Annotated in this window: 18 protein-coding genes and 2 pseudogenes; 4 read left to right on the top strand and 16 right to left on the bottom strand. The window is 68.4% G+C overall.

Translation table 11 applies throughout. The annotated features are described in order from the left end of the window. Window positions 1-43: 43 nt before the first annotated feature. Both ACFY10_RS52600 and ACFY10_RS52595 read right to left on the bottom strand, forming a co-directional pair. Window positions 44-739 carry a class I SAM-dependent methyltransferase gene (locus tag ACFY10_RS52600; RefSeq protein WP_390672548.1) on the bottom strand — a complete coding sequence of 232 codons (696 nt, stop codon included), beginning with the start codon at window positions 737-739 and terminating at the stop codon, window positions 44-46. 29 nt (window positions 740-768) lie between these two features. Continuing rightward, window positions 769-1,296 carry a class I SAM-dependent methyltransferase gene (locus ACFY10_RS52595; RefSeq protein ID WP_390672547.1) on the bottom strand — a complete coding sequence of 176 codons (528 nt, stop codon included), beginning with the start codon at window positions 1,294-1,296 and terminating at the stop codon, window positions 769-771. A gap of 7 nt (window positions 1,297-1,303) precedes the next feature. Between ACFY10_RS52595 and ACFY10_RS52590 the strand changes: the two genes are divergently transcribed. Continuing rightward, entirely contained in the window at window positions 1,304-2,500 is a 1,197-nt protein-coding gene (locus tag ACFY10_RS52590) for a site-specific integrase (RefSeq protein ID WP_390672546.1), read from the top strand. A 29-nt stretch (window positions 2,501-2,529) separates the two neighbouring features. On the opposite strand, the gene ACFY10_RS52585 is transcribed toward ACFY10_RS52590, so the two are convergent. Both ACFY10_RS52585 and ACFY10_RS52580 read right to left on the bottom strand, forming a co-directional pair. Further along, window positions 2,530-3,480 carry a hypothetical protein gene (locus tag ACFY10_RS52585; protein ID WP_390672545.1) on the bottom strand — a complete coding sequence of 317 codons (951 nt, stop codon included), beginning with the start codon at window positions 3,478-3,480 and terminating at the stop codon, window positions 2,530-2,532. Beyond that, complete coding sequence (locus tag ACFY10_RS52580) at window positions 3,477-3,914, bottom strand: hypothetical protein (protein ID WP_390672544.1); 438 nt, start codon at window positions 3,912-3,914, stop codon at window positions 3,477-3,479. The genes ACFY10_RS52585 and ACFY10_RS52580 overlap by 4 nt, the downstream gene beginning before the upstream one ends. 737 nt (window positions 3,915-4,651) lie before the next feature. Between ACFY10_RS52580 and ACFY10_RS52575 the strand changes: the two genes are divergently transcribed. Then, complete coding sequence (locus tag ACFY10_RS52575; RefSeq protein ID WP_390672543.1) at window positions 4,652-8,260, top strand: CHAT domain-containing protein; 3,609 nt, start codon at window positions 4,652-4,654, stop codon at window positions 8,258-8,260. A gap of 735 nt (window positions 8,261-8,995) precedes the next feature. Here the strand turns inward: ACFY10_RS52575 and ACFY10_RS52570 are convergent. Then, a complete protein-coding gene (locus tag ACFY10_RS52570; RefSeq protein ID WP_390672542.1) occupies window positions 8,996-9,388 on the bottom strand; it encodes a MazG-like family protein in 393 nt (130 codons plus the stop codon). Window positions 9,389-9,444: 56 nt separating this feature from the next. Beyond that, window positions 9,445-10,473 (bottom strand): annotated as a pseudogene (locus tag ACFY10_RS52565) (ATP-binding cassette domain-containing protein); the annotation flags it as partial. A gap of 126 nt (window positions 10,474-10,599) precedes the next feature. Here ACFY10_RS52565 and istA point away from each other — a divergent pair. Both istA and istB read left to right on the top strand, forming a co-directional pair. After that, window positions 10,600-12,105 (top strand): IS21 family transposase, encoded by a 1,506-nt coding sequence (istA, locus tag ACFY10_RS52560; RefSeq protein WP_390672541.1) that lies wholly within the window; start codon window positions 10,600-10,602, stop codon window positions 12,103-12,105. Further along, entirely contained in the window at window positions 12,105-12,896 is a 792-nt protein-coding gene (gene istB / locus ACFY10_RS52555; protein ID WP_390672540.1) for an IS21-like element helper ATPase IstB, read from the top strand. The genes istA and istB overlap by 1 nt, the downstream gene beginning before the upstream one ends. A 107-nt stretch (window positions 12,897-13,003) precedes the next feature. Here istB and ACFY10_RS52550 read toward each other — a convergent pair. The 10 genes and pseudogenes from ACFY10_RS52550 to ACFY10_RS52505 all read right to left on the bottom strand — a co-directional run. Next, window positions 13,004-13,756: pseudogene (locus tag ACFY10_RS52550) on the bottom strand (ABC transporter ATP-binding protein); the annotation flags it as partial. Between the two features lie 361 nt (window positions 13,757-14,117). Then, on the bottom strand, window positions 14,118-15,080 hold the full coding sequence (locus ACFY10_RS52545) for a hypothetical protein (RefSeq protein ID WP_390672539.1): 963 nt from the start codon (window positions 15,078-15,080) through the stop codon (window positions 14,118-14,120). Window positions 15,081-15,389: 309 nt separating this feature from the next. Continuing rightward, window positions 15,390-15,719, bottom strand: coding sequence for a hypothetical protein (locus ACFY10_RS52540; protein WP_390672538.1), 330 nt, complete (start codon window positions 15,717-15,719; stop codon window positions 15,390-15,392). 530 nt (window positions 15,720-16,249) lie between these two features. Continuing rightward, window positions 16,250-17,287: a thiopeptide-type bacteriocin biosynthesis protein gene (locus ACFY10_RS52535; RefSeq protein WP_390672537.1), complete on the bottom strand. Its 1,038-nt coding sequence runs from the start codon at window positions 17,285-17,287 to the stop codon at window positions 16,250-16,252. A 32-nt stretch (window positions 17,288-17,319) separates the two neighbouring features. Continuing rightward, the gene (locus ACFY10_RS52530) at window positions 17,320-18,552 is read right to left on the bottom strand and encodes a lanthionine synthetase C family protein (protein WP_390672536.1); all 1,233 of its coding nucleotides are present in this window, start codon (window positions 18,550-18,552) and stop codon (window positions 17,320-17,322) included. Next, window positions 18,549-21,575 (bottom strand): lantibiotic dehydratase, encoded by a 3,027-nt coding sequence (locus ACFY10_RS52525; RefSeq protein ID WP_390672535.1) that lies wholly within the window; start codon window positions 21,573-21,575, stop codon window positions 18,549-18,551. The genes ACFY10_RS52530 and ACFY10_RS52525 overlap by 4 nt, the downstream gene beginning before the upstream one ends. Before the next feature lie 189 nt (window positions 21,576-21,764). Further along, entirely contained in the window at window positions 21,765-21,935 is a 171-nt protein-coding gene (locus tag ACFY10_RS52520) for an FxLD family lanthipeptide (protein WP_390672534.1), read from the bottom strand. A gap of 38 nt (window positions 21,936-21,973) precedes the next feature. Beyond that, window positions 21,974-23,215: a methyltransferase, FxLD system gene (gene fxlM, locus ACFY10_RS52515; protein WP_390672533.1), complete on the bottom strand. Its 1,242-nt coding sequence runs from the start codon at window positions 23,213-23,215 to the stop codon at window positions 21,974-21,976. Between the two features lie 499 nt (window positions 23,216-23,714). Next, window positions 23,715-24,554: a hypothetical protein gene (locus ACFY10_RS52510; RefSeq protein ID WP_390672532.1), complete on the bottom strand. Its 840-nt coding sequence runs from the start codon at window positions 24,552-24,554 to the stop codon at window positions 23,715-23,717. Between the two features lie 146 nt (window positions 24,555-24,700). Beyond that, window positions 24,701-25,360, bottom strand: coding sequence for a GntR family transcriptional regulator (locus tag ACFY10_RS52505; RefSeq protein WP_390672531.1), 660 nt, complete (start codon window positions 25,358-25,360; stop codon window positions 24,701-24,703). Window positions 25,361-25,438 lie beyond the last annotated feature (78 nt).

Here is a 25,438-nt window from a genome sequence, read left to right as displayed (position 1 = left end):
GTTGGGGCCGAAAAGTCTTCCGACGGCCAGGGCCGCAAGTTCCCTACGTACGCGAGGGTCGGCGGGCGCGGATGAGCTGCACGACAACGGGGTTGCCGGCCTCCGGAGCCTGGAGCAGATCGATTGCTTCCACGCGGAAGCCGTAGTCGACCAGCAGGTCCTCCCATAGCTGTGGAGTAAGCACCCACATTTGAACAGGGATTGGTTCCTGGTCGCGGATGCGGATCATCTCTTGTCGGGGCGCGACCGCAGTGGAAGGGCCCTGATCGTGAAGGTTGGTGTGCAGGACGGAGAAGACCAGCGGTGCTCCGGCAACGAGTCCGTCTCGCAACGCCGGCAGGAGGTAGTGAGGGTCGGCGCAGGCGAGGGTGCCGATTGCGTACGCCGCCTCGTACGGCGCTGTTGGGCTCAGGTGGTCGACCACATCGCCCTGCACGAAGCGGATACCTCGTTCGTCGCCGAACTGATGAACGGCCCGCTCGTGCTGAGTCGGTGACAACTCGATCGCGTCCACGATGGCGCCGTGGGCGCGCGCGAGGTGTACGGCGTGGTGTCCAGGGCCTGATCCGATGTCCAGGATCAGCTTTCCGGCCAGCGGCCCGAGGACCTCGTCGCCGGGTCCGACTTCGTCCCAGAAGCCCCACCTGATCTGTTCGGGAACGGGCGGGAGGTAGCCGCGATCCATCTGAATCTGGCCGTAGCGGGCCCAGCTCTCACGGTTTCTTTTCTCGCTGCTCACAGTGGTCTTCTCCGATCGGATGTGCGGGGTCACGGGCGGAGTGCGAAGCAGGCAAGCTGGTCGAGGTCGACGGCGGTCACGGTGGACCAGCGGGCGGTGAGGAGTTCGACGTCGAGCGCGCTGATGCCCAGGCGCTTGAGTGGATCGTCGTCGGCCCGCCGGTCAGCGAGCTCGGTGACCACCCAGAAGATTCCGCCAGGGACGAGGAGCTGGCGGACCTGGTCCAGGAAGGCGGCCTTGTCGGTGATGAACCGGAAAACGAGCCGGCAGGTGATGACCGCGTAGGCCGGGTCGGGCAGCTCGCTCAGGTCGTCAGCGGCGAAGTCCATGACCTGGAACCGGGGCTGATCGCTTGAGCCCGGGTCACCATCCGTGGCAACGGTGATGGCGCTGGGAGCGCAATCGATACCGATGGTCTGGTATCCGAGCTGGTGGTGTAGATGTCGGGCCAAAGCGCCGTCGTTGTTTCGGCAACCCTGCAGTGTCTCTTTGACGACCGCGCCTCCTGCTGACAGACAGTTGCGAGGGAGTTCAAGGGGCGTCTCTCTGCTTAACATCCCTTACATGGAACAGGCGTTCTACTCATCTGAGGGCTGGGAAGGCTGGGGCTTGGAGTTCAAGGCGGTCATTCCCGAGGGGATGGTGCTCGTCTTCGACGACGACCTTCGGTTTGAAGACGAGCACGGGTTGCGTACCTCGGCGATCGTGAACCGGTGGGCCTGCGAGCTGCCGATCAACGGCTGCCCCGCGGCGAACTCGTGGCCATCGTATGTCGGTGCCGTACGCCAGTGGTCGGAGTTCGGGGAAGAGCACGGAGTCGGTCTCTTCGACAACCGCGAGCGGCTCAAGGCGCTACTGAGCGCCTACGCGGTGTACCGGTCGCAGGGTCCTGCCGACGGCAGGCAGAGGTTCAGGGGCACCACCTGGAACCAGCACATGACCATGCTCAGCACCTTCTATGGCTGGGCGATCGAGAACGGCTACACCACCTCGCTGCCGTTCACCTACCGGCAGGCCACGGCCGTCTTCTCCGGCCAGCGGCGGGAGGTCCGCCGGAACTCCGCCCGGCGTCGGCAGCCGAAGCCCCACGTGACCGTCAAGTACCTGGAGGACGAGTTCGCCGACCTGTTCCACAAGGGTCTGGCTCGGGTGCAGCCCGACGGGTCGGTGGAGCGCGGCTACCGCGGCCGGGAGATGGCCCGCAACGCGGCGGTCGGCCGGTTCGTCTTCTCCTTGGGGCCGCGCAAGGAGGAGTTCTCGTACCTGCTGGCCTGCGAGGTGCCGAAGCTGCCCAGCCGTCGCAGTGACGTGCCGGTCCTCGTCCTGCTGCCGGAGGGCATCACCAAGGGCAGCAAGTTCCGCAACACGTGGGTCGACTACGACTCGCTGGCTGAACTGCACAACTATCTGGAGTTCGAGCGGGCTGCGGCCGTTCAGGGATCGACCTGGCTGCCGCCGCGACGCTGGGGTGAGCCGCTCGTCGTGACGGAGGCGACGGCGCGGGGCGGGAGAGTGAACGGCAGCTGGATGAGCTGGGAGACCCTGGGGCCGGCCGACCGCGGCCGTCGGCAACGTCCGCAGGCTGCCGGCCGCCCGACCGGGCACGGCTCCATACGGGTCGTGCAGTTGAAACTGGCTCAACCACGCAGTGAAGCAAGTGTGTGCTCGGTCGAGGAGCAGAAGCGGCCCGGCTGTGGGTACGTTCGCATGCCGCATTCCCCCGCCTCGGGCTGGGTGGCCTGGGCGATGTTCGATTGGTAGACCATTGCCGCGAGCCGTCGGTTCTGGGCTTATGGGAGTGGATCCGGCCGCAGGGGCTGGTTCGCGCTGAACGGCGGGGGGACAGGTAGCAGACGTGCGGTGATGGCGTGTCCAGTGTCGGCGGTTGGTGGAGTGGCGGGGATGCCAAGCCGGTCAGCGAGATTGGTGATGTGCACGTCGGCGGCGGTCTCGATCAAGTCGGCCAGGACGTTGGCGGTCGCGCGGGCACGCGGTAGCGCGGTGGTCAGGACGGCGGGGCCAATCAGGGCGGCGGGCCACCAGGCAGCGGCGAGGACGGTGTAGAGCAGGCCCCAGGCGGCGAGCCGGGCGGAGGCGGCGTACGCGGTGCGGGCGGCGGTGATGTCGCCGCGTAGTTCGCCGGGCAGCACGGCCCACAGGCGCGGCCAGACCAGGGTGAGGTCGTGCAGGCCGTTGACCTCGGCGGCGCGGGTGGCTGTGCGTGCGAAGCGGTCACCGACCCAGGTCGGCCATGCCGGACGGGCGGGGCCGAGACGGGCGCGGCGGCGCTGGCAGGCGCGCACGCGCGCGGCTGCCAGATCTGGGGCGCCATCGTGGCGTGCGGGTTGTGCTGCCTGAAGGATTGCTGCCTTCAGGCGAACAGTTGCTCGGTCCCACCGTTGCTGGCGTCGGCGCAGTAGCCATCCGGCCAGGGGGAGGTCCGCCGGAAGTACCCACAGGCGTTCGACCCAGCCTCCGAGGGCCCCTGCTAGCAAGCCGACACCGGCAGCGGTGAGCAGGACCGCGCCGACGGCGAGTACGGCGGTCGCGGGGGCGTGGGCGGCTGGGCGGGAGGCGAGTTGGTCGATCCAGGCGGCCAGCCGGCCTGCAGCGAAGGGCTGGCTCTGGCCCAGGTGTAGGGCTGTGGCGAGCAGCGCGGTCCACAGCAGGCCGGGCAGCAGAAGGGCATTGACCCAGCGGTCGGCGAGTTTCGTGCCGATCTGAGCCAGAAAGGCGGTCACCGTGCGGCGGGCGGGTAGGGCTTCATCCGCCCATCAGGGCCAGGAACGGCCGCGCAGGCCGGGGGGTGTGTGGTCTCTTCGGGCGTCACGACTCGGTTGCAGCGGCTGAGCGGGCAGGTCCAGCCCAGGACCACAGGGTCGTTCATCCCCTCTGGCAATTCGGTCATCCCTGGCGGCAAAGCCGGGATGCCCCCGGGAAAACCGCCGTTCCGGTTGGTCAGCCCCGGCAGGCCCTGCCGAGCACAAGCGTCTTCGATCGCAGCGAGCAGATCGCTCACCCGCTGACCATCGGGGTCTGACTGGCCGGCCAGCAACGCCAGCAGGTCGTGCAGCTCCGTTTCCGCCCCGCCGTCGCGGATGGTGGCTGTCAGCGATGGCCAGCGGCTGAGCTGGTCGCACAGCAGCCCCACCCGTTCGCGATCCGCTGCGTACATACCGCACCCCCTTCGTCCCTGCCTCTCCGACGCTGACGGCGCTCCTCCCGGAGGGCCCGAGTCGGCTGGCGGGTTTTTGTGATCCCCAATTCGACAAGAGCGTAGGCTGCGCATGACAAGGCGTGAGGAACATTCACGCAACAAGTACCGCTGACGCCGTCCCCTCGCCGCAGTTTCGTGCGGCACTGGGAGAACAGTGCCAGTGACGCCGGTATCGGGGGATGACGGCCATGCTGGATCGCGAGGCGGCTCTCGCTGCACTTCACAACCACCTTGCCAACGGCGAGAACGACTCCGCGCAGATCCTTGGTGACGACGCTCTCCTCGCCGCGGCTGCCCTATTGGTCTCGACCGACCCGGAGCAGGACCTCACGGCCGCACACGCATTGGGCTGGTATCACTGGCAGTGCCACCGCGCCCGCCCTCAGAGCGGCGATCACGACGACTTGATCCTTGCCATCCGGTATCTGACCCCTGTCTACCAAAGCGGCAGCGAGCCCATCCCTGAATCTCTACGCCACGCCCTGCACAGCTGTTCCTCTCGCGGCGTCCCAGGCCCCGATCTGCGCAGCCTGGGGGCAACACATGATTGCGCCCACGATCTACTCAACGCGTATGAGCGCACTGCGCAACGGCATTTGTTCGACCAGGCCGTCGCTCTGTTCCGATGGGTTCTCACCTCACTCCCCAAGGACATTGATCGCACCGGAATCCTGAACAGTCTCGACATCGCTCTCTTGAGACTGTTCGAGCGCACCGGGCAGATAAGTGTGTTGGAGGAAGCCGTCGCCGTCGGACGCGAGGCGGTGGCCGCCACTCCCAACAACCATCCCAGCCGCGCCAGACTTCTGAGCAACCACGGGTACGCCCTCCAGGCCCTGTTCGAGCGCACCGGGCAGATAAATGTGCTGGAGGAAGCCGTCGCCCTGGGCCGGGAGGCGGTGGCCGCCACCCCCAACAACCACCCCGACCGCGCTACAGTCCTGAACAACCTTGAGATCGCCCTCCGGACCCTGTTCGAGCGCACCGGGCAGATAAGTGTGTTGGAGGAAGCCGTCGCCGTCGGACGCAAGGCGGTGGCCGCCGCCCCCAACGACCACCCCGACCACGCCAACCACCTGAGCGGCCTCGCGATCGAACTCCAGATCCTGTTCGAGCACACCGGGCAGATGAGTGTGCTGGAGGAGGCGGTCACGGTGGGGCGCGACGCGGTGGCCGCCACCCCCAACAACCACTCCGGCCGCGCCGGACGCCTACTCAACCTCGGGACCGTCCTCCAGGCCCTGTTCGAGCACACCGGGCAGACCAGCGTCCTGGAGGAGGCGGTCACGGTGGGGCGCGACGCGGTGGCCGCCACCCCCAACGACCACCCCGACCACGCCATGTACCTGAGCAGTCTCGGGAACACCCTCCAGATCCTGTTCGAGCAGACCCGGGAGATGAGCCTGCTGGAGGAAGCCGTCACCGTGGGACGCTTCGCGGTGGCCGCCACCCCCACCAACCACTACGACCGCGCTGGACGCCTACACAACCTCGGGATCGCCCTCCGGGTCCTGTTCGAGCACACCGGGCAGATGAGCATGCTGGAGGAAGCCGTCGCCGTGGGGCGCGACGCGGTGGCCGCCCCCAACAACCACCCTGACCACGCCATGTACCTGAGCAGTCTCGGGATCGCCCTCCGGATCCTGTCCGTGCGCACCGGGGAGACGAGCCTGCTGGAGGAAGCTGTCACCGTGGGGCGCGACGCAGTGGCCGCCACCCCCAACAACGACCCCGGCTACGCCAAACTCCTGAGCAACCTGGGGAACTCCCTCCGGGCCCTGTTCGAGCAGACCCGGGCGATGGGCCTGCTGGAGGAAGCGGTCACCGTGGGGCGCGACGCGGTGGCCGCCACCCCCACCAACCACCCCGACCACGCCAAACTCCTGAGCAACCTCGGGAACTCCCTCCGGGCCCTGTTCGAGCAGACCCGGGCGATGGGCCTGCTGGAGGAAGCGGTCACCGTGGGGCGCGACGCGGTGGCCGCCACCCCCAACAACCACCCCGACCACGCCAAACTCCTCAACACGCTCGGTCTCGGCCTCCAAGCCCTGTTCGAGCACACCGGGCAGACCAGCGTCCTGGAGGAGGCGGTCACGGTGGGGCGCGACGCGGTGGCCGCCACCCCCAACGACCACCCCGACCACGCCGTACGCCTGAACATCCTCGGGATGGCCCTCCAGATCCTGTTCGAGCACACCGGGCAGACGAGCCTGCTGAAGGAAGCCGTCACTGTGGGACTCGACGCGGTGGCCGCCACTCCCACCGACCATCCCTCCCGCGCCGGACACCTGACCACCCTCGGGAATGCCCTCCAGATCCTGTCCGAGCGCACCGGGGAGGTGAGCCTGTTGGAGGAAGCCGTCGCCGTGGGGCGCGACGCGGTGGCCGCCATCCCCAACAACGACCCCGGCTACGCCACGGTCCTGAGCAACCTCGGGAACGCCCTCCTGAGCCTGTTCAAGCACACCGGGCAGACGAGCGCGTTGGAGGAAGCCGTCGCCGTGGGGCGCCAGGCAGTAGCCGCCCACCCCACCGACCACCCCAACCGCGCCGAGTTCCTCAACAACCTCGGGAACGCCCTCCACGCCCAGTTCAAGCTCACTGGACAGACGAGCGTGTTGGAGGAAGCATGCAGCCACTACCACGAGGCCGCAGTTAGTACTACGGGGAGGACGTTCAACCGCATCGCGGCGTATCGGCTCTTCGCGATCCTGGTTTCTGGTCCCGATGCGCCGCAGGCCGCGCTGAAAGCGCTGGAGGATGCCCTCGACCTGGTGGAGATGCTCGTACCGGGCAACCTGGTCCGTACCGACCGCGAGCACCAGCTCGGCCGTTTGCCCGGCCTAGCGGGAGAAGCCGCAGCCGCGGCGCTGGCCGCTGGAAAACCGGAGCGAGCTGTGGAGCTGCTGGAGCGCGCTAGGGGTATCCTCGCTGCTGACACCCTCAGCATGAGAAGCCGCGACACGGTTCGCCTTCGCGAGGACGAACCTCACCTGGCAGACGAACTCGATCAGTTGCGTTCCCGCCTTGATGGGCTGGACCACCCCGGCAGCGCGTCCGCGCACATGCCCGGCGCGGCTGAGAATCCGGAGGCAGTACGGGACGCGGATCGGCGCCTAGCCGACGACCGGCGCGAGGCGCACGCTGCGTGGCAGCGCCTGATCGCGCGCATCCGCGGCATTCCGGGTTTCGAGGGCTTCCTTCAAGCACCGTCCATCAGTGAGCTTGCCCGTCACGCGCAAGAGGGGCCGGTCGTGATCGTCAATACCAGCTCTGCCCGCTGCGACGCACTCATCCTCACCGACACCCCCGGCAATCCCGTCCAGGTCGTCCCCCTACCGGACCTGACACACGCCAACGCCGCCGACCAAGTGCGCCGTCTGCTCGAAGCCCAGAGGGCCACCGCCGATCACCGCCTAGACCCCCGCGAGCGCATCAAAGCCCAGCAGGAGATCCTCACTGTCCTGGCCTGGGCCTGGGACAGCATCTCCGAACCCACCCTTGACCACCTCGGCCATACCGCCACCCCCCGCCCAGGCAAGCCCTGGCCCCGCGTGTGGTGGTGCCCCGTCGGTCTCCTCGCTTTCCTCCCCCTGCACGCCGCCGGCCACCACAGCAGGCCGGACGACACACGCGCTGTCCTCGACCGCGTTGTCTCCTCCTACACCACCACCGTGCGCGCCCTCTCCCACACCCGCCGCCGGAGTGCCACCACACCCACCCTGGTCGTCCCCGTCGCCGACACTCCCGGCGCGCCCCTACCCGGCGTCGGTGACGAGACCACTGCGATCGCCGCCCTCATCCCAGACGCACGCCTCTTGACGACCCCCACCCGCGAAACGGTTCTCCGCGCTCTGCCCGGCCACAGGATCGCCCACTTCGCCTGCCACGGCCACGGCGACTGGAATGACCCAGCCCGCAGCCGCCTGATCCTTACCGACCACGACACCGCGCCACTGACCATGGCCGACATCACCGCCCTGGACCTCACCGCCGACCTGGCCTACCTGTCCGCCTGCGATACCAGCGTCACCGCCCCCCGCCTGGCCGACGAATCCCTCCACATCACCGGCGCCTTCTACCTCGCCGGCTACCGGCACGTCATCGGCACCCTGTGGCCAATCAACGACCGCATCGCCGCTGAAGTGGCCGCTGACTTCTACGCCCAGATCACCGACAACGGCACCACCCCGCCGCAATCCGACCGCAGCGCCTATGCCCTGCATAAAGCCACCAGACGCCTCCGCACCGACTACCTCAACACCCCGACCCTGTGGGCCGCCCACACCCACACCGGCACATGAACGGCTTGAGGCACCCCCGGCTCAACCCTTCCCTGAAGCTCGCGCTTGACCCCGCTTACCGCATCGAAGGTTCCAGCACCAAGTTCGGCGGCCTACGCATCACCGTCGCCGACCGCTTCAAGAACACGGAATTCAAAGGCGAGTTCACCGACCATCCCACCGCCCTGGCTAGGGCGGCCGTCAGCGGCCGCCCTAGCCACACCGCCCTGACCGACACGTCGGAGATCGCCTCCGAGTACACCTGCGACTCCTCGGGCACCGCGGGGCGCATCCGCCTCCGCGGAGACAAACCGCGGACCTTAATGCAGTCCAGCTCCGACGTCTGTCGGACGGCTCAGCCGCACACAGCCGAGCCGACCGCCAGTGAGAAGTGGCCCCACCGGGCCGCTCCACGCCCCGTAGAGTCGACAGCTGAGACAGCCCAGGCCCCTGCTGTTCCATCCGGCCAACCCTTATGCGGGTGTGATCTCGACCATATGACCGGATCGGAAAAGGAAAACGCCGAGTCGCCGCAACACGACAGGCGCCTGGAACTCCTCTTTCATGTAAAGCGACGCGACCTGCGGGGGACACGGTCTCTGCCGACACAACCGTCGCCGCATCCCACATCGAGGGCTGGCCGTCCCTGGCCGGGACCGAGATGGTCGGCGAGGAGCTGGGTCTCGGTCTCGGTGATCTGCCGGTAGCGGCGGCCGGAGGCCCACAAGGCTTCCCAGTAGTCGAAAGGGGAGGCGATCATGCGTCCCCTCCGGCGCGGTAATCGGCCGTCGGTGCGCGGTGGCTGTCCGTGGGCCGAGCTTCGCCCGCTTCGCCCTGCGCCGTCAGGTCCCGAGAGGCGATGCGATCCATGTGCCGTGCGAACACGGCCTCGGCGTCGGAGTTCATGCGGGTCAGCGCAACCATGCCCGTGACGATGACGTCGCAGACCTCGGCTTCGACGTCATCCCATGTGTGCGAGTGCCCCTTGCGCGGGTTCTGGCCCATGGCACCGATCACTGCTTCGGCGACTTCGCCCGTCTCTTCCTGGATTTTGAGGAGCTGGAGCAGGATGCGTTGCTCGCGGGGAAGGGTCGAGTGGTCTTCCAACCGGCTGGCAAGGCGGGCGATTGTCTTCCAGGCATCAGTCATGCGGGTCTCGATTCCGTGTGCGTGGGAGGAGGGGAACGACTCCGTGCCGGTATGGGTCATCGGTCTTGGGCCAGAGCGACGAGTTCGGCGAACAAGCCACCGGAGCTCACCAGGTCCTCGTACTGGCCGTGCTCGATAACTCGGCCTTTGGCCATGACAAGGATGCGGTCGGCGAGGCGGGTGTTTTCCAACTGGTGTGTGACCACGATTGTGATGCGGTCCGTGGCGCCGCGTTTGATCTTCTCGAAGATCTGATGCTCACCGCGGGCGTCCATTTGGGAGGTGGGTTCGTCCAGGATGAGCAGGTCAGGGCGCCTGTAGATCGCGCGAGAACAGGCCAGGCGCTGCCACTGCCCGCCGGAAAGTTCGGCGCCCCCGAAGACTTCCCGGGCAAGCAGTGTCTCGATACCGTCTGGCAGCGCCTCGACAGCCTCTCGCATGCCTACGGCGTCGATCGCTTCCCATACAGGCAGGTCGTCGCGGGTCCGGGGCTGCCCGAGGTTGACGTTCTCGCGCACGCGCAGCGGCCACTGGGCAAAGAGCTGCGGCACGAGCCCCGTCCGGGCCCAGACGCTGTCCTGGTCAAGGGTGGCGAGGTCTGCGCCGTTCCACAGAATGCGCCCCTTGTCCGCCAGGTAGATGCCAGTGATCAAGCGCAGGAGGGTGGACTTGCCGCTGCCGTTCTCGCCGACGATGGCTAGGATCTCGCCACGGCGCAGCGAGAGGGATACGCCGTCGACGGCCGGGCTGTCCTTGCCGGGGTACTGGTAGACCACGTCGTCGATCCGGATTTCCTCCACGGTCGCCGGTGCTGACAACTCACCGCGCTGTGGGGCTCGTTGAGCGGCGTCGTCGAGGAACGTCTGCATGTCGGTCAGGTAGAGGCTGGTGTGGAACAGGGCCGCCCCGTTGATGACGACCTGGGAGAGCGCTGCGAGCGTGGTCTGAACGGCGACGACCGCGGTCGCGGCAACGGCGAGTTCGATGCGTCCGGTAGTGGCCAGCCAGGCGAGGGCGGCCCAGGCCAGGAGCAGGAAGAAGCCGCCGGCCGTCGAGGACAGCAGGGTGATGCGCAAGGTGCGTTGACGGCGGCCTGTGGATACTCCCCGTAGGCGGTCTTTTATCTAGCACTTTGTGGCCGCGAGCTTCCCCACTGGCGGCCGGATACCTCCCCGGACCTGTACGGACACTGGCCAGCGAAGCTGGCCGGTGTGAAGAACAGCAGGGAGATCATGGAAATCCTGGAGGCGTACGACCTCACAGGGAGTTACCGCGCCGCGGCCGAGCTGGCCGGCGTCGACCACCACACAGTGGCCCGCTATGTGAAGCTGCGGGAGGCGGGTGAGCGTCCCGCCGAGCGTCAGCACCGGGCCCGTCCGATCGACGAATTCATGGACAAGATCGAGGAGTTGGTGGCCGCCTCGAAGGGGCGGATACGTGCGGACATCGTGCACCGGCGGATCACTGCGATGGGCTTCACCGGCGGGGACCGCACCACCCGCCGCGCGGTCGCCGAGGCGAAATCTCGGATGCGGTCGGGGCACCACCGGGTCTACCGGCCATGGATCACCGAGCCGGCGCTCTGGCTGCAGTGGGACTGGGGCGAGGGGCCGCGCATCGGCGGAAGACGTACATCGTTGTGGTGCGCCTGGCTGGCCTGGTCGCGGTTCCGGGTCGTCATCCCGGTGTTCGACAAGACGCTGCCGACCATCGTGGCCTGCCTGGACGCCACACTGCGGCGGATCGGCGGGGTCCCGACCTATGCACTGACCGACAACGAGAAGACCGTCACGACCCAGCACATCGCCAACATCGCGGTCCGCAACCCCCAGATCGTGGAGGTCGGACGGCACTACGGCATGACGATCCGCACCTGCCTGCCCGCCGATCCCGAGACGAAAGGCGGCTCGGAAGCGACCGTCCGCATCGCGAAGGCGGACCTGGTGCCCACCTCGGCGAACCTGCTGCCGCAGTACAAGACCATGGGACAACTCGAAGCCGCCTGCCGGGAGTTCTGCGACTCGGTCAACGACCGGGTCCACCGCGCCAGCTGCCGCAAGCCCGCCGAGGCTCTGCTCGAAGAGCAACAGCGGCTCCACCCGCTGCCCAAGGAGCCCTTCACCGTCGCGTTCGGCACCACGAGGCGGGTGAACTGGGAGTCCACCATCTCCGTCGAGGGCGTGCGCTATTCGGTCCCGCACCACCTCGTCGACACCCGGGTCTGGGCCCGGTTCCACGGCGACGAACTGATCGTCACCGCCGTCCGCGAGGACGGACCCGTTGAGGTCGCCCGGCACGACCGCTCAGCCCCTGGTCATCCGTCGGTCAAGGCCGAGCACTACCCGCCCCGCGAGAACAAGGAAGCCGACCGCACTCCGCGGGCCACCACCGCGGAGGAGGCCGCGTTCCTCGCGCTCGGCCCCGGCGCCGCCTCCTGGCTGATCGAGGCCGCATCCGCGGGAGCCCGACGCCTCAAGCCGAAGATGGCCGAGGCCGTCGCCCTGGCCAAGCTCCACTCGGTCGCCGAGGTCGACCGGGCTCTGGGGGCCGCGGCGATCGCCGGGCGGTTCGCGGAGAACGACCTGATCTCCATCCTCAGCTATCAGGCCGGACTCGAGTCCATCGAGCCCAGCCGGGCCACCGAACAGCACAGTCTCCAGCCGGGCACCTCCGCCTGGTCCAGCTTCGGCATCACGAACGACAAGGACGAGTACTGATGGCGACCCCGATCCGCACCATCTCCGGCGCCCACGGCGATCCGCTCGCCGAGGCCATTGAGCTGACCAAGCGGCTCAAACTCCCGCACTTGCGGCGGGCGTTGAGCGATCTGATCCCCACCGCGAAGGCCCAACGCTGGGATCCCGCCGAGGTCGTCCGGGTCCTGCTGGCCGAGGAGGCTGCCGGACGGGACACTGCGAACCTGCGGACCCGCCGCAAGCGGGCCGGGTTTCCCGCGGGCAAGACGTTCGGCGACTGGGACGAGACCAAGTCGTCCATAACCCGCCAGGTCCAGGACTCGTTGAAGACACTGGAGTGGGTCGGACGCCGGGAGAACCTCTGCATCTGCGGCCCAAGCGGCACGGGAAAGTCGCACTTCACAGAAGCACTCGGGCAGACGGCTGTCGAAGCCGGCCTGACCGTCGCCTGGTTCACCATCGAAGACCTCGGCGCCCTCGTCCGCCGCCATCGCGCGGACGACTCCCTCGCCCGGGCGATGATGCGACTGATCCGCACTGACCTAATCATCGTGGACGACATCGGGCTCCTGCCCGTCTCACCGGACGCCGCCGAGGGCTTCTACCGCCTGGTCGACGCCGCCTACGAACGGCGGGCACTGGCCGTCTCAAGCAACCTCCACCCGTCCGGATTCGACGAGATCATGCCGAAGACCCTGGCCACCGCCACCGTCGACCGCCTCCTTCACCATGCCCATGTCGTGGTCACGCAGGGTGAATCGTTCCGGCTCACCGAAGCCACCACCGGGAAGGGCGTGATGCCTCTGAGGTGAACGGGTCCTCAGAACGGCGGGGAGATATCTGGCCGCCACTGGGGACGTCGAGTCGGCCATGAGTGCGAGGGACATCTGGCCGCCACCGGGGATTACAAATGGCCGTTGACAGTGCGTGGAGCGGAGTCCAGCAGACGTCGGTCGATGCGCTCGGACAATGACCGGTACCAGAACAGCAGATAGCCGGTCATGCCGTTGGCGCGGACTTCGTCGCCGTGTTTCGGCGTGGTGGCCCACCAGCGCATCATGTGGCGCACGTTGCGGTCCGACACGTTCGCGTAGTGCATTTCGTAGTCGACGCGCGCGGTGAGAACCGCGCCGACTCCGGCCGGTAGGACGGCGAGGAGGAGCAGAGGCAGCATCGCCCAGTGCAGCACGGACAACACTCCGCTCGCGGCCACCATCTTGATGAGAGCGGCCATGAATCGCTGAGCGTCGTTCACCATCACGGTCGTGCGCACCACGCCCATCTCGGCGGCTTCCTGCCGGTCGGCGAAGCCGTCCTGGGCGTAGGCTGCGGCTTCGACTCGGCACACTGCCTCGACCAGCGAGGTGTCTGCATAGGTCGTCAGGTGTGGGGTGAGCCTGCGGCCCGCGTATGAGGCGAGTGCGCTGGAGAGCCGTCCGAGTGCCACCGCGCCGGCCACGACGAGCAGCGCGGGTAGTGCCTGATGAAGACGGTCGGTCACGGCTCCGGGGCCAAGCACTGGTTGCATGGCGCGAGCGGTCGCGGCCAGACCGACTGCGGCGGCTGCGCCTGTGACCAGTTGGCAGGCAGCGAGGAGGAGAACGGCCGTGCGGTCGAGCTGCCAGGCCATTCGACAGATGCGGCGCAGCACGGACGGCAGGCGGGCGCACATATGGGTGAAGGACACGTCGCCAAGCGGGTTGATGGAGTATTCGCCGCTGTAGCGGATCTCCGCAGGTGGCGGAGGGGGTGGCGTCTCAGCGTTGGCATTCGAGGCGTCAGTCACAGTCACCTGTGTCCCTCCTGGGGGGTCGGGGGCCGCACCTGGATGGCTCGGCGGTGCACGGCATAACGACGCGGCGCCGGAATCGAACGCGCTCGATTCCGGACGCCGTGGGGGCCTTGAAACGCAAGGGGCCGAACATGCGGACACGGTGTTGGAGCCGTTCCCGAGCGGAGAGGATTGGCCGAATCGCCGACGTCTGAAACGCCTGTGACGCATGAGGTTTTCGGTGGATGATCGGTGGCCTCGCTCAGGTACGGAGGGTCCGAATCAGGACGTCTTCCGTGCTCTCGACTGCTGCCAGCAAGTCGGTGAGCAGCGGGGGCGGGAGCGATCCGTGGCCGAGGCCCGACCTGTGGACAAGTGTGTTCAGCGTTTCCCTCTCGGCCGGCGTCATCTGCTCACGAGCGGTGTTGTGGCGTAGGACCTCCCTGGCGGCGAAGGCGTCTCCCGATTCCGCGGCGTCCCGGATCAGCTCGGCGCACAGGGCCTCCGCGTGTCCCGGGCACGTCTCAGTGGCGAGATCAACCGCAGTGAGGCCGAGCCGGAAGTGGAAGTGGGTCGTGTCCTGGCCGGGTGATTGCCGGGCGTGGCGCACCATTTCCAGTGCCCGCGCGATGCCTTGGGGCGTCAGTTGATTGGTGTGCAGGTCGATGTAGCTGCGCAGGCACGCCGCGACCGCGCGCTCCCAAGGGTCGGTGGTCACGCTGGCTTCGAGGGTCGCGAGTGCTGAACCGGTATGCCCGTTGTACAGGTTTCCGATGATCCGTGTTTGTCGGGACTCGCGCAGGTGTTCGCTGGCGTCGTCGTACAGTGCGGCGTGCTCTGCGGCCCTCGTCCAGTGGCCTGTGGTTGCCAGGAGGCGGGTGCCGTCTTCGAGCATGATCGCCCGCAGCCATGTGGCGGCCTCGTGCCGGTCCGCGTGTGTGGCCACGAAGTGGTCGAAGGAGATGGCTGCGCCGTGGATCAGGGCATTTCCGCCGTGGTGCACAGCGTGGTTCATCGTGCACAGCGCTTGGTAGGCGTCGTGAGGGTCTCCGGCCCGGTGGGTGAGGCGAGCGAGGTTGACGAGCGGCTGGAGTGAGGCGATCGCCGTGCGGCCGGTCACCGGCCACGCGGCGTGGAAGATATGAAACTGGCGTTCGCACAGGGATGCGGCGAGGCTGGGCATGCCGCAGTCCGCCGCGATCAGCGCCGCTAGGTTCCAGACCACGCAGGCTCGGTGACGCCGCTCGGCCGGTTCTGTCTGGTGCTCGCAGGCATTCGCATAGCTCTGCACCTCCGCGATCCGGGTTTCGAGATCCGGGCAGGTCAGGCGGGGCCGGCACACCAGGGGAAAGGATGAGACCGCTCGGTGTGCGACGGGACTGCCGGGGAGGCGGTGTTGTGCCTTCGCGTTCATGTCGCGGCCTGCCGGTCGTCGAGCGGTGATCCGTACTCTGCGCGGAGTCTGGTCGTTGTGATTTGTGCAACCGGCGCGGGGGCGCCTGTCGGGCAGTCCTGCCGCACGCTGTACGTGCGCTCAATGGACTGGGTGGGGAACCGCGCGCCCCAGTAGATGTTCAGCGCGGCGGCGAAGGGGCTTGGCGAGTTCGAGGTTGTCGCCGTGGGTCGTGCTGTGAAGGAGCTGAGTGATGACGGCGAGTTCGGCATACCGGCCCTCGGGGGTGTTGAGAACGTCCTTGAGTTCGCGGCGGACGCAGGCGGCGACGGAGGGGATGAGCAGGCTGTGACTGTGGAGCACAGCAGCGTCGTAGCCCGTCGGGGCGAGGCCCCACCCCTCCCAGTCGAATACGCGGAGTTCGGGAGCGCAGAGGTTCGCCCAGTGGAAGTCACCGTGCGCTGTGGACAACGATGGCGGCGTCGTGTCGATTGGTGCGCCGAGGAACTGTGGCATGGCGCGATCGAGAAAGGGTTGGTGCACGGAGAAGCGGTCTGTGGGCACTCGCGAGATGTCGCTGAGTACGGATCGGACGGCTTTCCACCAAGTGGACGGAAGATCCGGACTGGTGGCGAGTGTTGCAGTTGGCGAGGCGGGTCTGTCCGTGATCCGGTCGTACAGTTCCGCGCGGTACGCCCATTGCTCGTCGCTCCAGTCGTGGACGGTCCTCAGCCGAGGGCGCGGCACCGATGCCGGGATGGACTGCTCGGCCGCAAGAGAGCCGTTCCAGAATCGGGCGTCGACCGCGGTGGACGCGGCAGAGCCGACGCGGAGCCAGGCTGGACCGCTCGGGGTGGACACGGGCAGGCTCAGCGTTCGTCCGCGCCACCCCCATGCCTCGTCGGGCTCCTGGTCGGGGCGGATTCCCAGTGCGGTGCAGGCTCGGAGATGGGCGGTTCGCATCCGGTGGGCGACGGCGGGATCGTCGGGTTCCCCGTACATCAACTTCCCTCCAGCGAAGGGGTATCGGTCCTGATGGCCGGTGGATTCATTGCGGGTTCACGCGCCGCTCGCGCGAGGATGCCCTGCGTGCGGCTGTCGAGGCCGAGCCGGTTCCAGGCGAAGATCACGTAGTGCGCAAGGATGTCCCGCACGCCCCGTGGGAGAGAGCCGGTGTGTGCTGCGAGGCTCAGGCGCCGGCCCGCGCTCTCGAATGCGGCGGCCCACGGCCCGATGAAGGCGAGGGAGCCGCCCTCGTGGAACAAGGGGCTGGTGGGGCCGGTGTCGAGTTGCATCAGGACCTGAAGGGCCGCGGTCATCCTGGTCAGCCGGTCGGCGGGCGTGTCAGACGGTAGTGGCCGCAGCTGTTCGACGCGGTGCCAGACGTCGGCCTGCTCGTGCGGTTCCTGACCGGCGCCGAAGAAGAGAGTGCTGGGCAACAGGATGGACAGCTCCCGACGGCCAAGGGTGGTTCCCGGCAGTGCGTTGGCGTCATGGCGGCGTACGTAGTCGAGGACGCCCCTGCTGTCGGCATGGAAGAGATCGTGGGCGATGTCCATGCTGTGGGGACCGCCGAACACCAGGGACTCGGGCTCGTAGATGGTCTGCCACCATCGGTCAACCACCCCTTCGGCCATGAGCCCGTCCAGGATGTTGTTCACGGCGTTCCCGGCGTCGGTGCGGGTGGCCGCGGGGCCGGGCCGACAGCGCAGCCGCCAGCAGGGGTACTTGCGAAGGAACCACCAACCGGCGAGCACCCCCGTGTTCTGCGCCTGCTCCAGTTGTGGACCCAGGATGGTGGTGGCGGTCTGCTCGGCGGCACTCCAGTCCGCAAACTGAACGGAGACTGAGTACCAGCCGCACGCGTCCTCGGCTTGCGCTTCGAGGGCATATTCTCCGGCGGCCCGGTAGACCGCGACGGCGTTGGCGAGGCCGTCGGTTGTCATCCCGGCGCGGGCGGCGGCCTGGTGGAGCGGGACGCCGGCCAGAACCTCCAGAACGTTCGTGGCCACCTGGTGCGGCGAGAGGGAATCTTCCACCGTTCCTCAACTCTTCCTGGTCCGGGGGCGGTTCAGTTGATCAAAAGGCACGAGTCCCACCCGGAGATCGGCGGCGTGGAGTGTGCGGCAGTGTGGAGGGCAAGGGCCAGCCCCGTGGTGCCTTCGAGTAGTCCGGTGTCCTCGCCCGGGCGGGCACGGCCTCGCTCGATGAGGCGGTCGGCCAAGGCAGGCACGTGCGCGCTGATCTCCGCCGAGCACGCGTCGCGGGCAGCGCGCCAGGCGGTCTGGAACAGCCCGGCCCAGCCGTGGCAGAGGCTGGTGTCCGTGATCTGGCTGAGCTGGGCCGGGTCGGACAGGCAGCAGGCGAGGGCGCGTTCGGCCATCTGCTGCCGGGCGGTGTCCATGACGGCGATGGCTGCGAGCTGCTGAGCGCGGGCAAGACCCGGGGTGCCGTAGCACCAACTCGGTCGCAGTGGGCCGAGCCCGCCCGGTCGGCCGGTACGTAGCTGGTCTCGGGTGATCCACTGCGGCCACCACGGACCCGAGCCGGCGTGCTGCCGCCAGATGTCCAGCCACATGTTGATCGCGTGGAGGGCTTCGTCCTGCCCGTCTACGGTGATCCCTCGACGCCGGGCCTGGGCGAGGAGCGCGAGCGGCCCGGCGATGCCGTGCGCGATGCCGAAGTTGCCGTGCCCGCCGGGGAAGGCATCGTCCTGCTTGCCTTCGGGATCGTGGAAGACCCACCACCCCGGCAGGGTCTCGCCGTCGATCTGCAGCGGTTGCGTCAGGCGTACGAGGTAGGTCAGGACCCGCCCCAAAGCATCGTTGCCAGGCGCGTGTTGAAGGAGATGAGTGCCGATCCCGGTGAGGCCGTGAAGGAGGTCGTACTCGCGGAAGGCGGGAAGCTCGCCACGGTCGACACGGGCGTGTGCGAGGTCGACGCGGCGGTGGGCGAGTGCGGTGATATGCGTGTCCACGCTGTTGCGGGCTCGACCGTATCGGGTGGTTCCGTCGGCCCCGGCCGCGTGGAGAACGAAGGCGAGAGCGGGTGCGCCGAAGAGCAGGTTGGCGTCGTCCGCGGCACTGACTCCGTCCCCGGCCGCGGCCGTCACCCAGGTGTGTGCGGTGTGCCAGCTGCCGTCCCCGGCAAAAGCGCGCTCGATGTGCAGCAGTGCGACACCGGCTGCTCCCTGGGACAGGGACTGCGTACGCCAACCCAGCTCGGTGGGGAGCGGTGCGGGTGTCGCCAGCTGTCGGGCAATCTCCCGTGCGGCGGCGGACGCGGTGCCGTTCAGCGCGCTCACCGCGTTCCCTTCTGTCCGTGGGCGGTCTGGCGCAGGGCCGAGGCGCGGGCCAGCCGGTGACTGACCCGTTCGCGGTCCGGATCGACCCCGAGGGTGCGGACGTGATGCATGTGGAGCAGGGACCTCAGCACGCCGTAGGGCTCCCGCTGTCGGGCAAGTTGCGTGCGGTACGCCGAAAGGGCGGCTCGGCGTCGTTCCCAGGCGCGTGTCACGTCGTCGGCACCTGGCGTGGTGCGCAGCGTCGCCCAGTTGCCGCCGGGGTCCGCCAATCGCATCCCGGCATCCCGCAACGTCTGGTCCAACTTCCCCTGCTCATGCGGGAGATGGCTGATCAGCCAGCGCATGCCGATGTCCGGGGTTTCTGTGTAGGAGGTGGCAAGGTCGACCAGGCCGGCGGCGGTGACAGCTTCGGGCGGCAGCCCGGTGCGGGCGGCCAGCGTGATCTGGGCGAGGGCAGCGGCGGAGTCGGCGGCGAACACCTCATGTGCCGCGTCCAACGCCTCACGGTGACCATAGCGTCCCGTTTCGGGTTGGTAGGTGGCGAGCTGGAGGTGCGCAAGAAGGCCGCAACCGCGCAGCTCGGCGGCCCACTCCCCGACCCTGGCGGCGGCCTGTCCGTACTGGCCGGGAGTGGCCAGGCGCAGGTGAAGGCTCAGGTACTGCTCGGCGTCGGGGCGGGTGGTGTCACGGTGACGCCCAAACCACCACTGCCGAAGGCCGGTCCAGCCGTCGAGGAGGCGTGGCAGGTGCTCGGCCAGGACTTCGTCCTGGCGGTCGGGGTGTCCATGAACCTGCGCGTACAGCCATTCGGAGCGGCCGGGCAGATGCCCCGCGTTGCGTTCGACGGCGTGAAGGGGCGACGGCGCCACCGGATTCCGTTCTGCAGCGCGCGGGTGGGCAAGACGCAGCGGGAGGAGGAATTCGTGGGCGCGGCCCGCCCAGGCCAGGTCGGCGGGGGTCGGGGCCTCCTGCAACTCGACCTCGCGGGCCGCGTCGAGGCGCTTCCTCAGCAGCAGCCGATGGAGGGGCTGGCCAAGGTCGAGTGGCAGGCGCAGGTCGGACTCGCACATAACTACGGCTTGCGGGGCGCGCAGCCGACGACGCCATGCCTCAAGGGCTTCGTCCCATTCGGCCGACGGGGCGGCGGGCTTGGGAAGGTCGGCTGCCGTCAGGAGCCAGCGTGCCGGCGAGAGCACGCTGCGGCCGTAGCGCAGCCGCGGCAGGTACGGCAGACGTACCCCGGCTCCCCAGTCGAACGCCTTGTAGACGGCGCAGCGGGCGGTGGTGATCTCGGCGAGGAAGCGGGCGAGCGGCGGAGTGAGCGTGCCCGCCTCCAGGGCATGCACGACCCGCGGTTCGATGCGCCTGCCGGTCGAGATCTGGACCAGGTGGAGCTGGCGAGCGTCTGCTGTGACCGCGAGGTCGTGCAGTGGGAGGAGATCAGGGTGGGGATCGCGGTGCTCAGCCAGGGAGATCGTGTGCGGGAGCAGCTGGGGCGTGCGGACGACGTTCTCGCTGCGCCGTCGGCGGGGGAAGAACGACAGCTGGGCGGCAATGTCCTCCGGGGCGTCCGTACTCAGGGCTGCGTATGTGTCGGAGAGGTTCTTGCGGTCGGCCTCGGGCAGCAGGTGCGTGAACCGTCCGGCCATGCTGCTGCCGGGGCGTGGGGCTGAGGTGACGAGCAGGCGAAACGAGCCGTCTCCGACGGCCTGCGGTGAGGCGGCGTGGATCTGGAAGGCGAGTTCGGCGCGCGGCGGCGGAACCATCTCGGACGGGTCGCCGACCGCCAGCCTGCGGACCAGGGGCTCGGTCAGCGCGATCTCTTCGACACCGTCGATGACAGCGTGCTGTACAAGAGCAAGGAGGGTTTCGTCGCGTTCGGTCAGTGTGCGTGCGGTGTTCGCCACCGGCGAGCCCAGGTATCCGGCGGGCAGTCCCAGCCCGGTGCCGCTGACCAGCTCAGGTACGGGGACGACGGCCCCCACGCCGTACCGCTGCCGAAATCGAACATGGAAGTTCTTCCAGCGGGGATAGCCGAATGGGTAGGGCGTCAGGCGCAGCAGCACGGAGGAAGCGGTCTCGGCCTCCCGGATCACCGCCTCGGGAAGGGACACGTCGCAGTCCAGGGCCGTGTCGACAACCAGCGGCTGCGGTGCGATGTCGCAGATCGCGTTCATGCGCTGCGCCACCGTGGCCCTCATGGCATGGGCCGCGGTGGGGGACGCGGAGGTGTCGTTGTGGCACGACAGGTCTTCGTGAATCACCCGTAGGTCCTGCACCAGGCTGGTGAGGTCGGGCAGCTCGTCGGCGTCAGCCTGGTCCAGCTGTGCCCGGAGGTGCCCCAGGGCGTCCGGGACGGTCATCGGCGCCCGGAGATTGGTGAGCAGGAGGTGCTGGGCGACGAGTCCGGCCAGCAGGGAACTGATCTGCTCCCGTGGTGCGGTCGGGTACTCGGCGGCAAGCAGTGTGACAAGTTCCCCGAAGCGGATGGGCTCGTGAGCAGCCTCCGTGGCAGTGCGCACCGGACGCGTGTGGCCGACGGATATCTCGATCGGCGCGAGCACACCAGGACGGTCGTCGGGCGGCTCGCCGGGGGCAGCGAGTCGGTCACCGCGCACCAACGCGACGGGGTTCGTGATCACCGTCAAGCGTTCCAACAGGCGGGGATGCTGTTCCAGACGGGCTACGACGGCCCCCAACCACTGCCCGTCCGCCCTGGCGACTGCGCGGTGGCTCTCTCCCCAGCGCACGTGAACGCCGGTGCCGACGTGAGCCGTGCTGACTCCGGCGAACAGACCGAACGGGGTGGCTCGCCCCCGCCAGCGCAACTGGTAGGAGGCCAAAGAAGCCACGAGGCGCCGCACCTGACGGACCTTGGCGCCGCGCCCTTCAAGCAGCCCAGAGATCTGCCGGGCCAGCACAGGACTGGCGGTCTCCACGGCACGCCGGGCCTCCTCGTGCTCCCACACCTGTTTCAGCCAGGCCAGTCCCTCGGCCACGACCGCATCAGGGGAACCGGTCATGCTCAGTCCCTCAGCGAGAGGCGCCCCGTCTGGATGCGTCGTGGCGCGCACAAGGGGAACGCCAGCCTGTCGGTACACCAGCCGGTCCGCTCCTGCTGTCATCAGCTCCTCTTCCCTTTCGACAGCGTGCCGGGGGTGCCGGTGGCGGCGGCCGGAATGTCCGTCCGACGCCACCGGCAGTGATCAGCGTCAGGCCGGGTCGCCCACGAACGAGGTGCAGGCCGTGCCCGAGCAGCTGGAGCCGCAGTTGTCGCTGGTGTCGCGCAGCAGGTCACGGACCGGCACACCGGCCTCTATGACGCGGACGTCGAGCGTGAAGTCCACGTCGACCTGGGTGGTCGCGGCTTCGAGGTTCTTCATGTTGTTCGCTCCTTCTGAGTGAGATGGTGCGGGTTGCCCTAGCTCGCCGGAGGCAAGCCCTCCGTCGGCCAGGAGATGAGGACGCGGACATGCCGCTTGTTGATGACTCGTCCCTCGGGGAGCTGGTCATCGGGGGTGTTGGCTGGGTAGGCCAGGATGCTCGGGCCGCGCCCGCCGCGGTGGTCACGGCTCCAGACCCGGATCTGCTCGGCCATGGCGTCGGCGAGCGCGGCGGCGTCCGGCCCGAAGGCGTGTGCTCCGAACTCGAACACGGGATCTGGTTCCTCGCCCAGCTTCCGCAGAGCGAGATAGGCGAAGCTGCCGCCCTCGACCACGGCCGGGCAAGCCATCTTGTTCTGCGGGGAGACCAGGCCCGTGTCCAGCTTCGGGTCGACTGCGAGGAGACAGAAGCCGTCCAGTGCGGTGGCCAGCCACATCTGGAGCGTGTCGAACTGCTCCTTGCGGGGGATCTTCACCCCCGACCACACCTCGACTCGCTCGGTGTCGAGCGCGCCGTTCAGGGAGTCCGGTTCGGCCGGCCACTCGTCATCGAACCGCAGGCCGATCTCCTTGCCGCGCAGGAGTAGCAGTCGTTCCTGGTGCGCTCCAGCTCCCTGCATCGTGACGAAGCCGCAGATCTTCGCGGACTGGCTGACCAGGTGATCTTCTTCTCGGGCGAAGGTGATCGATCGGGTCAGGCCCCGCATCCGGAGGGGGACGGTGATGGTTCCGCCGACGGCGAGCTGGTCCACCCAGGCCGGCGGGATGTCCCAGCTGCCGACCGTGACGATGGTCCTGTCGTAGGGGGCGTGCTCGGCGCACCCGCCCTCGCCATCCGTGAGGACGACGCTCACTTGCGGGTATCCGGCCTCCTTCAGGCAGGCGCGGGCCCTGTCAGTGACGTCCGGGTCGATGTCGATGGTGGTGACCGCACCGTTCGCGCCGACCAGGGAGGCCATCAACGCGGCGTTGTAGCCACCGGAGCCAATTTCCAGGCAACGGTGACCGGGCCGTAGCCCCGCCTGCTCCAGCATGGTGGCCTGGATTTCCGGTGCGGACACCGAGCTGATGGTGATGCCATTCTCGTCCCGCTTCGTAGCCACATGGGTCTGGGCATACGCCTTCTCCAGAGGCGCATCAGGGGCGAACAGGTGCCTGGGCACCGCACGGAACGCCGCTTCGACCTCCTTGGTCTGGATCACGTGCTGGGTCACGAGCTCATTCACGAGCTTGTCTCGCAGCTCTGCTGCTGAGGGCGAGTCGGCGGTCACGTCGGTCATAGGGGTTTCCTTCGCGGTGGTATCGCGCAACTACTCGTGGGGAACGGGGTCTTGGGCCTGATCGGTCGGGAAGATCACGCTAGTCAGAACGCCGCGCCTTCGCGCCGGACACGCGCCGCTGCGCGGAACGACTGCGGAGATCGGCTGAAAAGCAGTCTGGAAGGTCCACTGCTGTTCTTCTTCCTCTCGTTCAGGCGGTCGAGCGTGGGGAGAGCCAGTGGGAGAGGGCTCTCCCCACGCGCTTCGTCCGGTGCCGAGCCTTCTTTCAGGTCCGGTCGCCGGGTGGTGCACCCGCCTGTCTCCAGACGGGTCGTCTCGTCAGCCCGCGTATAGGGCAGTTGCCATGCCGGCCGCGATGGAGGCCGCTTGGCCCCCACACTGGGAGATGGGCCCGCCCCTGTGCCGCAGTACCCCACGCACGGCGAGCACAGGGACGGGTGTCCGGGGAGGCGGCCCGGTTCCCGGATCGCCGACCGTCCGGGGAGCGGCGGCCGGCCGGTCATGCGGATCTCGGCGCGCTGAATCGGGCCTGCCAGGCGGTCGGCTCGTCCGTCTCCTTCCGGAGAGGGACGAGGTCGGTGCGGTCGACCCAGATCCGGTTGAAGGCGGTGAGGCCGTGCTCGGCGACGATGCTGTCCACGCTGGCCTCGGCTCGTTTGACGTAGCCGCTGCTGTCCTTGTGCGCGCGGCTCTTGGCCAGTGCCTGGTAGCGCAGGCTGGCGTGAGGACTGATCCCGCTCCGTTGCACCGGGGCGCCGAGGAGTTTGGCGGTGATCTGCCGGTCGGCCCAGTAGGCGTGGCCTTCCAGGAGGAAGCCGTAGTCGCGGTCCGCTATGCCACGGAACTGCGGGAACAGGCTGTCGTTGGCCGCCCACACCTGCCCGTCCGTCACCGCGTACTGGGCCAGGTGGACCATCTCGTGGGCGACCGTCTTGTAGTGGAATTCCTCGTCGTTGAGGACGCCCATCTCCCAGAGCGCCCGCGGCATGACGACGATCTCCGGCTGCCCGCGGGTGAAGAGGACGGACTGGGCTCCGATCAGAGGCCATATCTGGCGCAGTCCCTTCCTTTCGGCCTTGAGGGCGCCCGCGACCTGGCGCAGGTCCGCGAACGAGACGCCGAGCTCGCGGCCTTCGGTGATCACCAGCCGCTGCGCCCTCCGGCTGTGGGCTTTCCGCCAGGCGCGGGGGGACATCAGCCGGATCGCCACGGTGTCGGGGAGGGGCAGTTCGGTGACGGCTTCGACCAGCGGCAGGGTCTCCTCGGCGATGGCCGTGAGACGTTCCGCGAGCGGATCGAACCGGGAGCCGGCGTTGTTGCGTACGACGACGGTGGGCATCGGGTGCTGCTTTCGATGGGAGCGATCGGAGCGGTTGTTGGTTTGGCCCCTGCCGCCGGGCCGGGGAGTGCAGGCGACTGGCTCGGCGGCAGGGTGTTGAACCCGTGCACGGCAGTGGATGTCAACGGGGCTGCCGTGCACGGGAGTCAGGGGCTGGTGTGGCGTGTCTGGGCGCTCTGCAGGAGGCTGCGGGCCTTGCGGTGCACGAACGTGCCGTCGCGGTGGCGGGTGGTGAGGAGCCCGCACCGCTTGAGGGGAGTGAGAGCTCGGTCGACCGTGGGGTGGATGACGCCGAATTCCCGGGCGAGCGCGCGTGCGCTGGGGATCTTGTCGCCTTCGGGGTAGGTGCCGTCCAGCACCCGGCGTATGACGGCGTCCCGGATGCGCTGGACGCTGGAATCGGGTCGCAGGGTCCAGGTCTCCCACCGCCCTGATGCCGTGCGCACTTTCAGGTCGGGCCCGCTGGGAGGTGCTTCGGGATCCGTGACGACGGTTCCGCGGCCGTGGACACTGAGCATGACGCCCTGGGCGACCAGCCGGCCGATGGCACGCTCCACCGCGGCCCGGGTGACACCCAGCTCCTCACACAGTTGCTGCCTCGGCGGGATCACGTCGTCCACCCGGTAGGTGCCGTCCGCAACCCGGGCCCGCAACGTGCTTTCCACGGGGTCTGCTAGGGATGCGTTGCTCCGGCCTGCTTCGTCGAGGAGCGTGTGCACGGACGTGGTGGAGCGGCCCAGAAACGAGGCGATGCCCTGGAGGGTGCCGCCGGCGTCGTACGCCTGGGCCTGTCGACGGTCAAACAATTCCCCACGATCTGCATGATCGGCGTCAGCCAATTCCCCACCACTGTGGTCACGACTCCCCATGGGGACGCTGACCGT

This window comes from Streptomyces sp. NPDC001401, assembly GCF_042895385.1.
GTDB lineage: Bacteria > Actinomycetota > Actinomycetes > Streptomycetales > Streptomycetaceae > Streptomyces.
This window is presented reverse-complemented; position numbering and strand designations above follow the sequence as displayed.

What these genes read in the sequence shown, in the direction of transcription:
- ACFY10_RS52525 (WP_390672535.1), bottom strand. Translation starts at nt 21,575, where the DNA reads ATGACCGGTTCCCCTGATGCGGTCGTGGCCGAGGGACTGGCCTGGCTG.
- ACFY10_RS52510 (WP_390672532.1), bottom strand. Translation starts at nt 24,554, where the DNA reads ATGCCCACCGTCGTCGTACGCAACAACGCCGGCTCCCGGTTCGATCCG.
- istB (WP_390672540.1), top strand. Translation starts at nt 12,105, where the DNA reads ATGGCGACCCCGATCCGCACCATCTCCGGCGCCCACGGCGATCCGCTC.
- ACFY10_RS52595 (WP_390672547.1), bottom strand. Translation starts at nt 1,296, where the DNA reads ATGTTAAGCAGAGAGACGCCCCTTGAACTCCCTCGCAACTGTCTGTCA.
- ACFY10_RS52580 (WP_390672544.1), bottom strand. Translation starts at nt 3,914, where the DNA reads ATGTACGCAGCGGATCGCGAACGGGTGGGGCTGCTGTGCGACCAGCTC.
- ACFY10_RS52520 (WP_390672534.1), bottom strand. Translation starts at nt 21,935, where the DNA reads ATGAAGAACCTCGAAGCCGCGACCACCCAGGTCGACGTGGACTTCACG.
- fxlM (WP_390672533.1), bottom strand. Translation starts at nt 23,215, where the DNA reads ATGACCGACGTGACCGCCGACTCGCCCTCAGCAGCAGAGCTGCGAGAC.
- ACFY10_RS52590 (WP_390672546.1), top strand. Translation starts at nt 1,304, where the DNA reads ATGGAACAGGCGTTCTACTCATCTGAGGGCTGGGAAGGCTGGGGCTTG.
- ACFY10_RS52570 (WP_390672542.1), bottom strand. Translation starts at nt 9,388, where the DNA reads ATGACTGATGCCTGGAAGACAATCGCCCGCCTTGCCAGCCGGTTGGAA.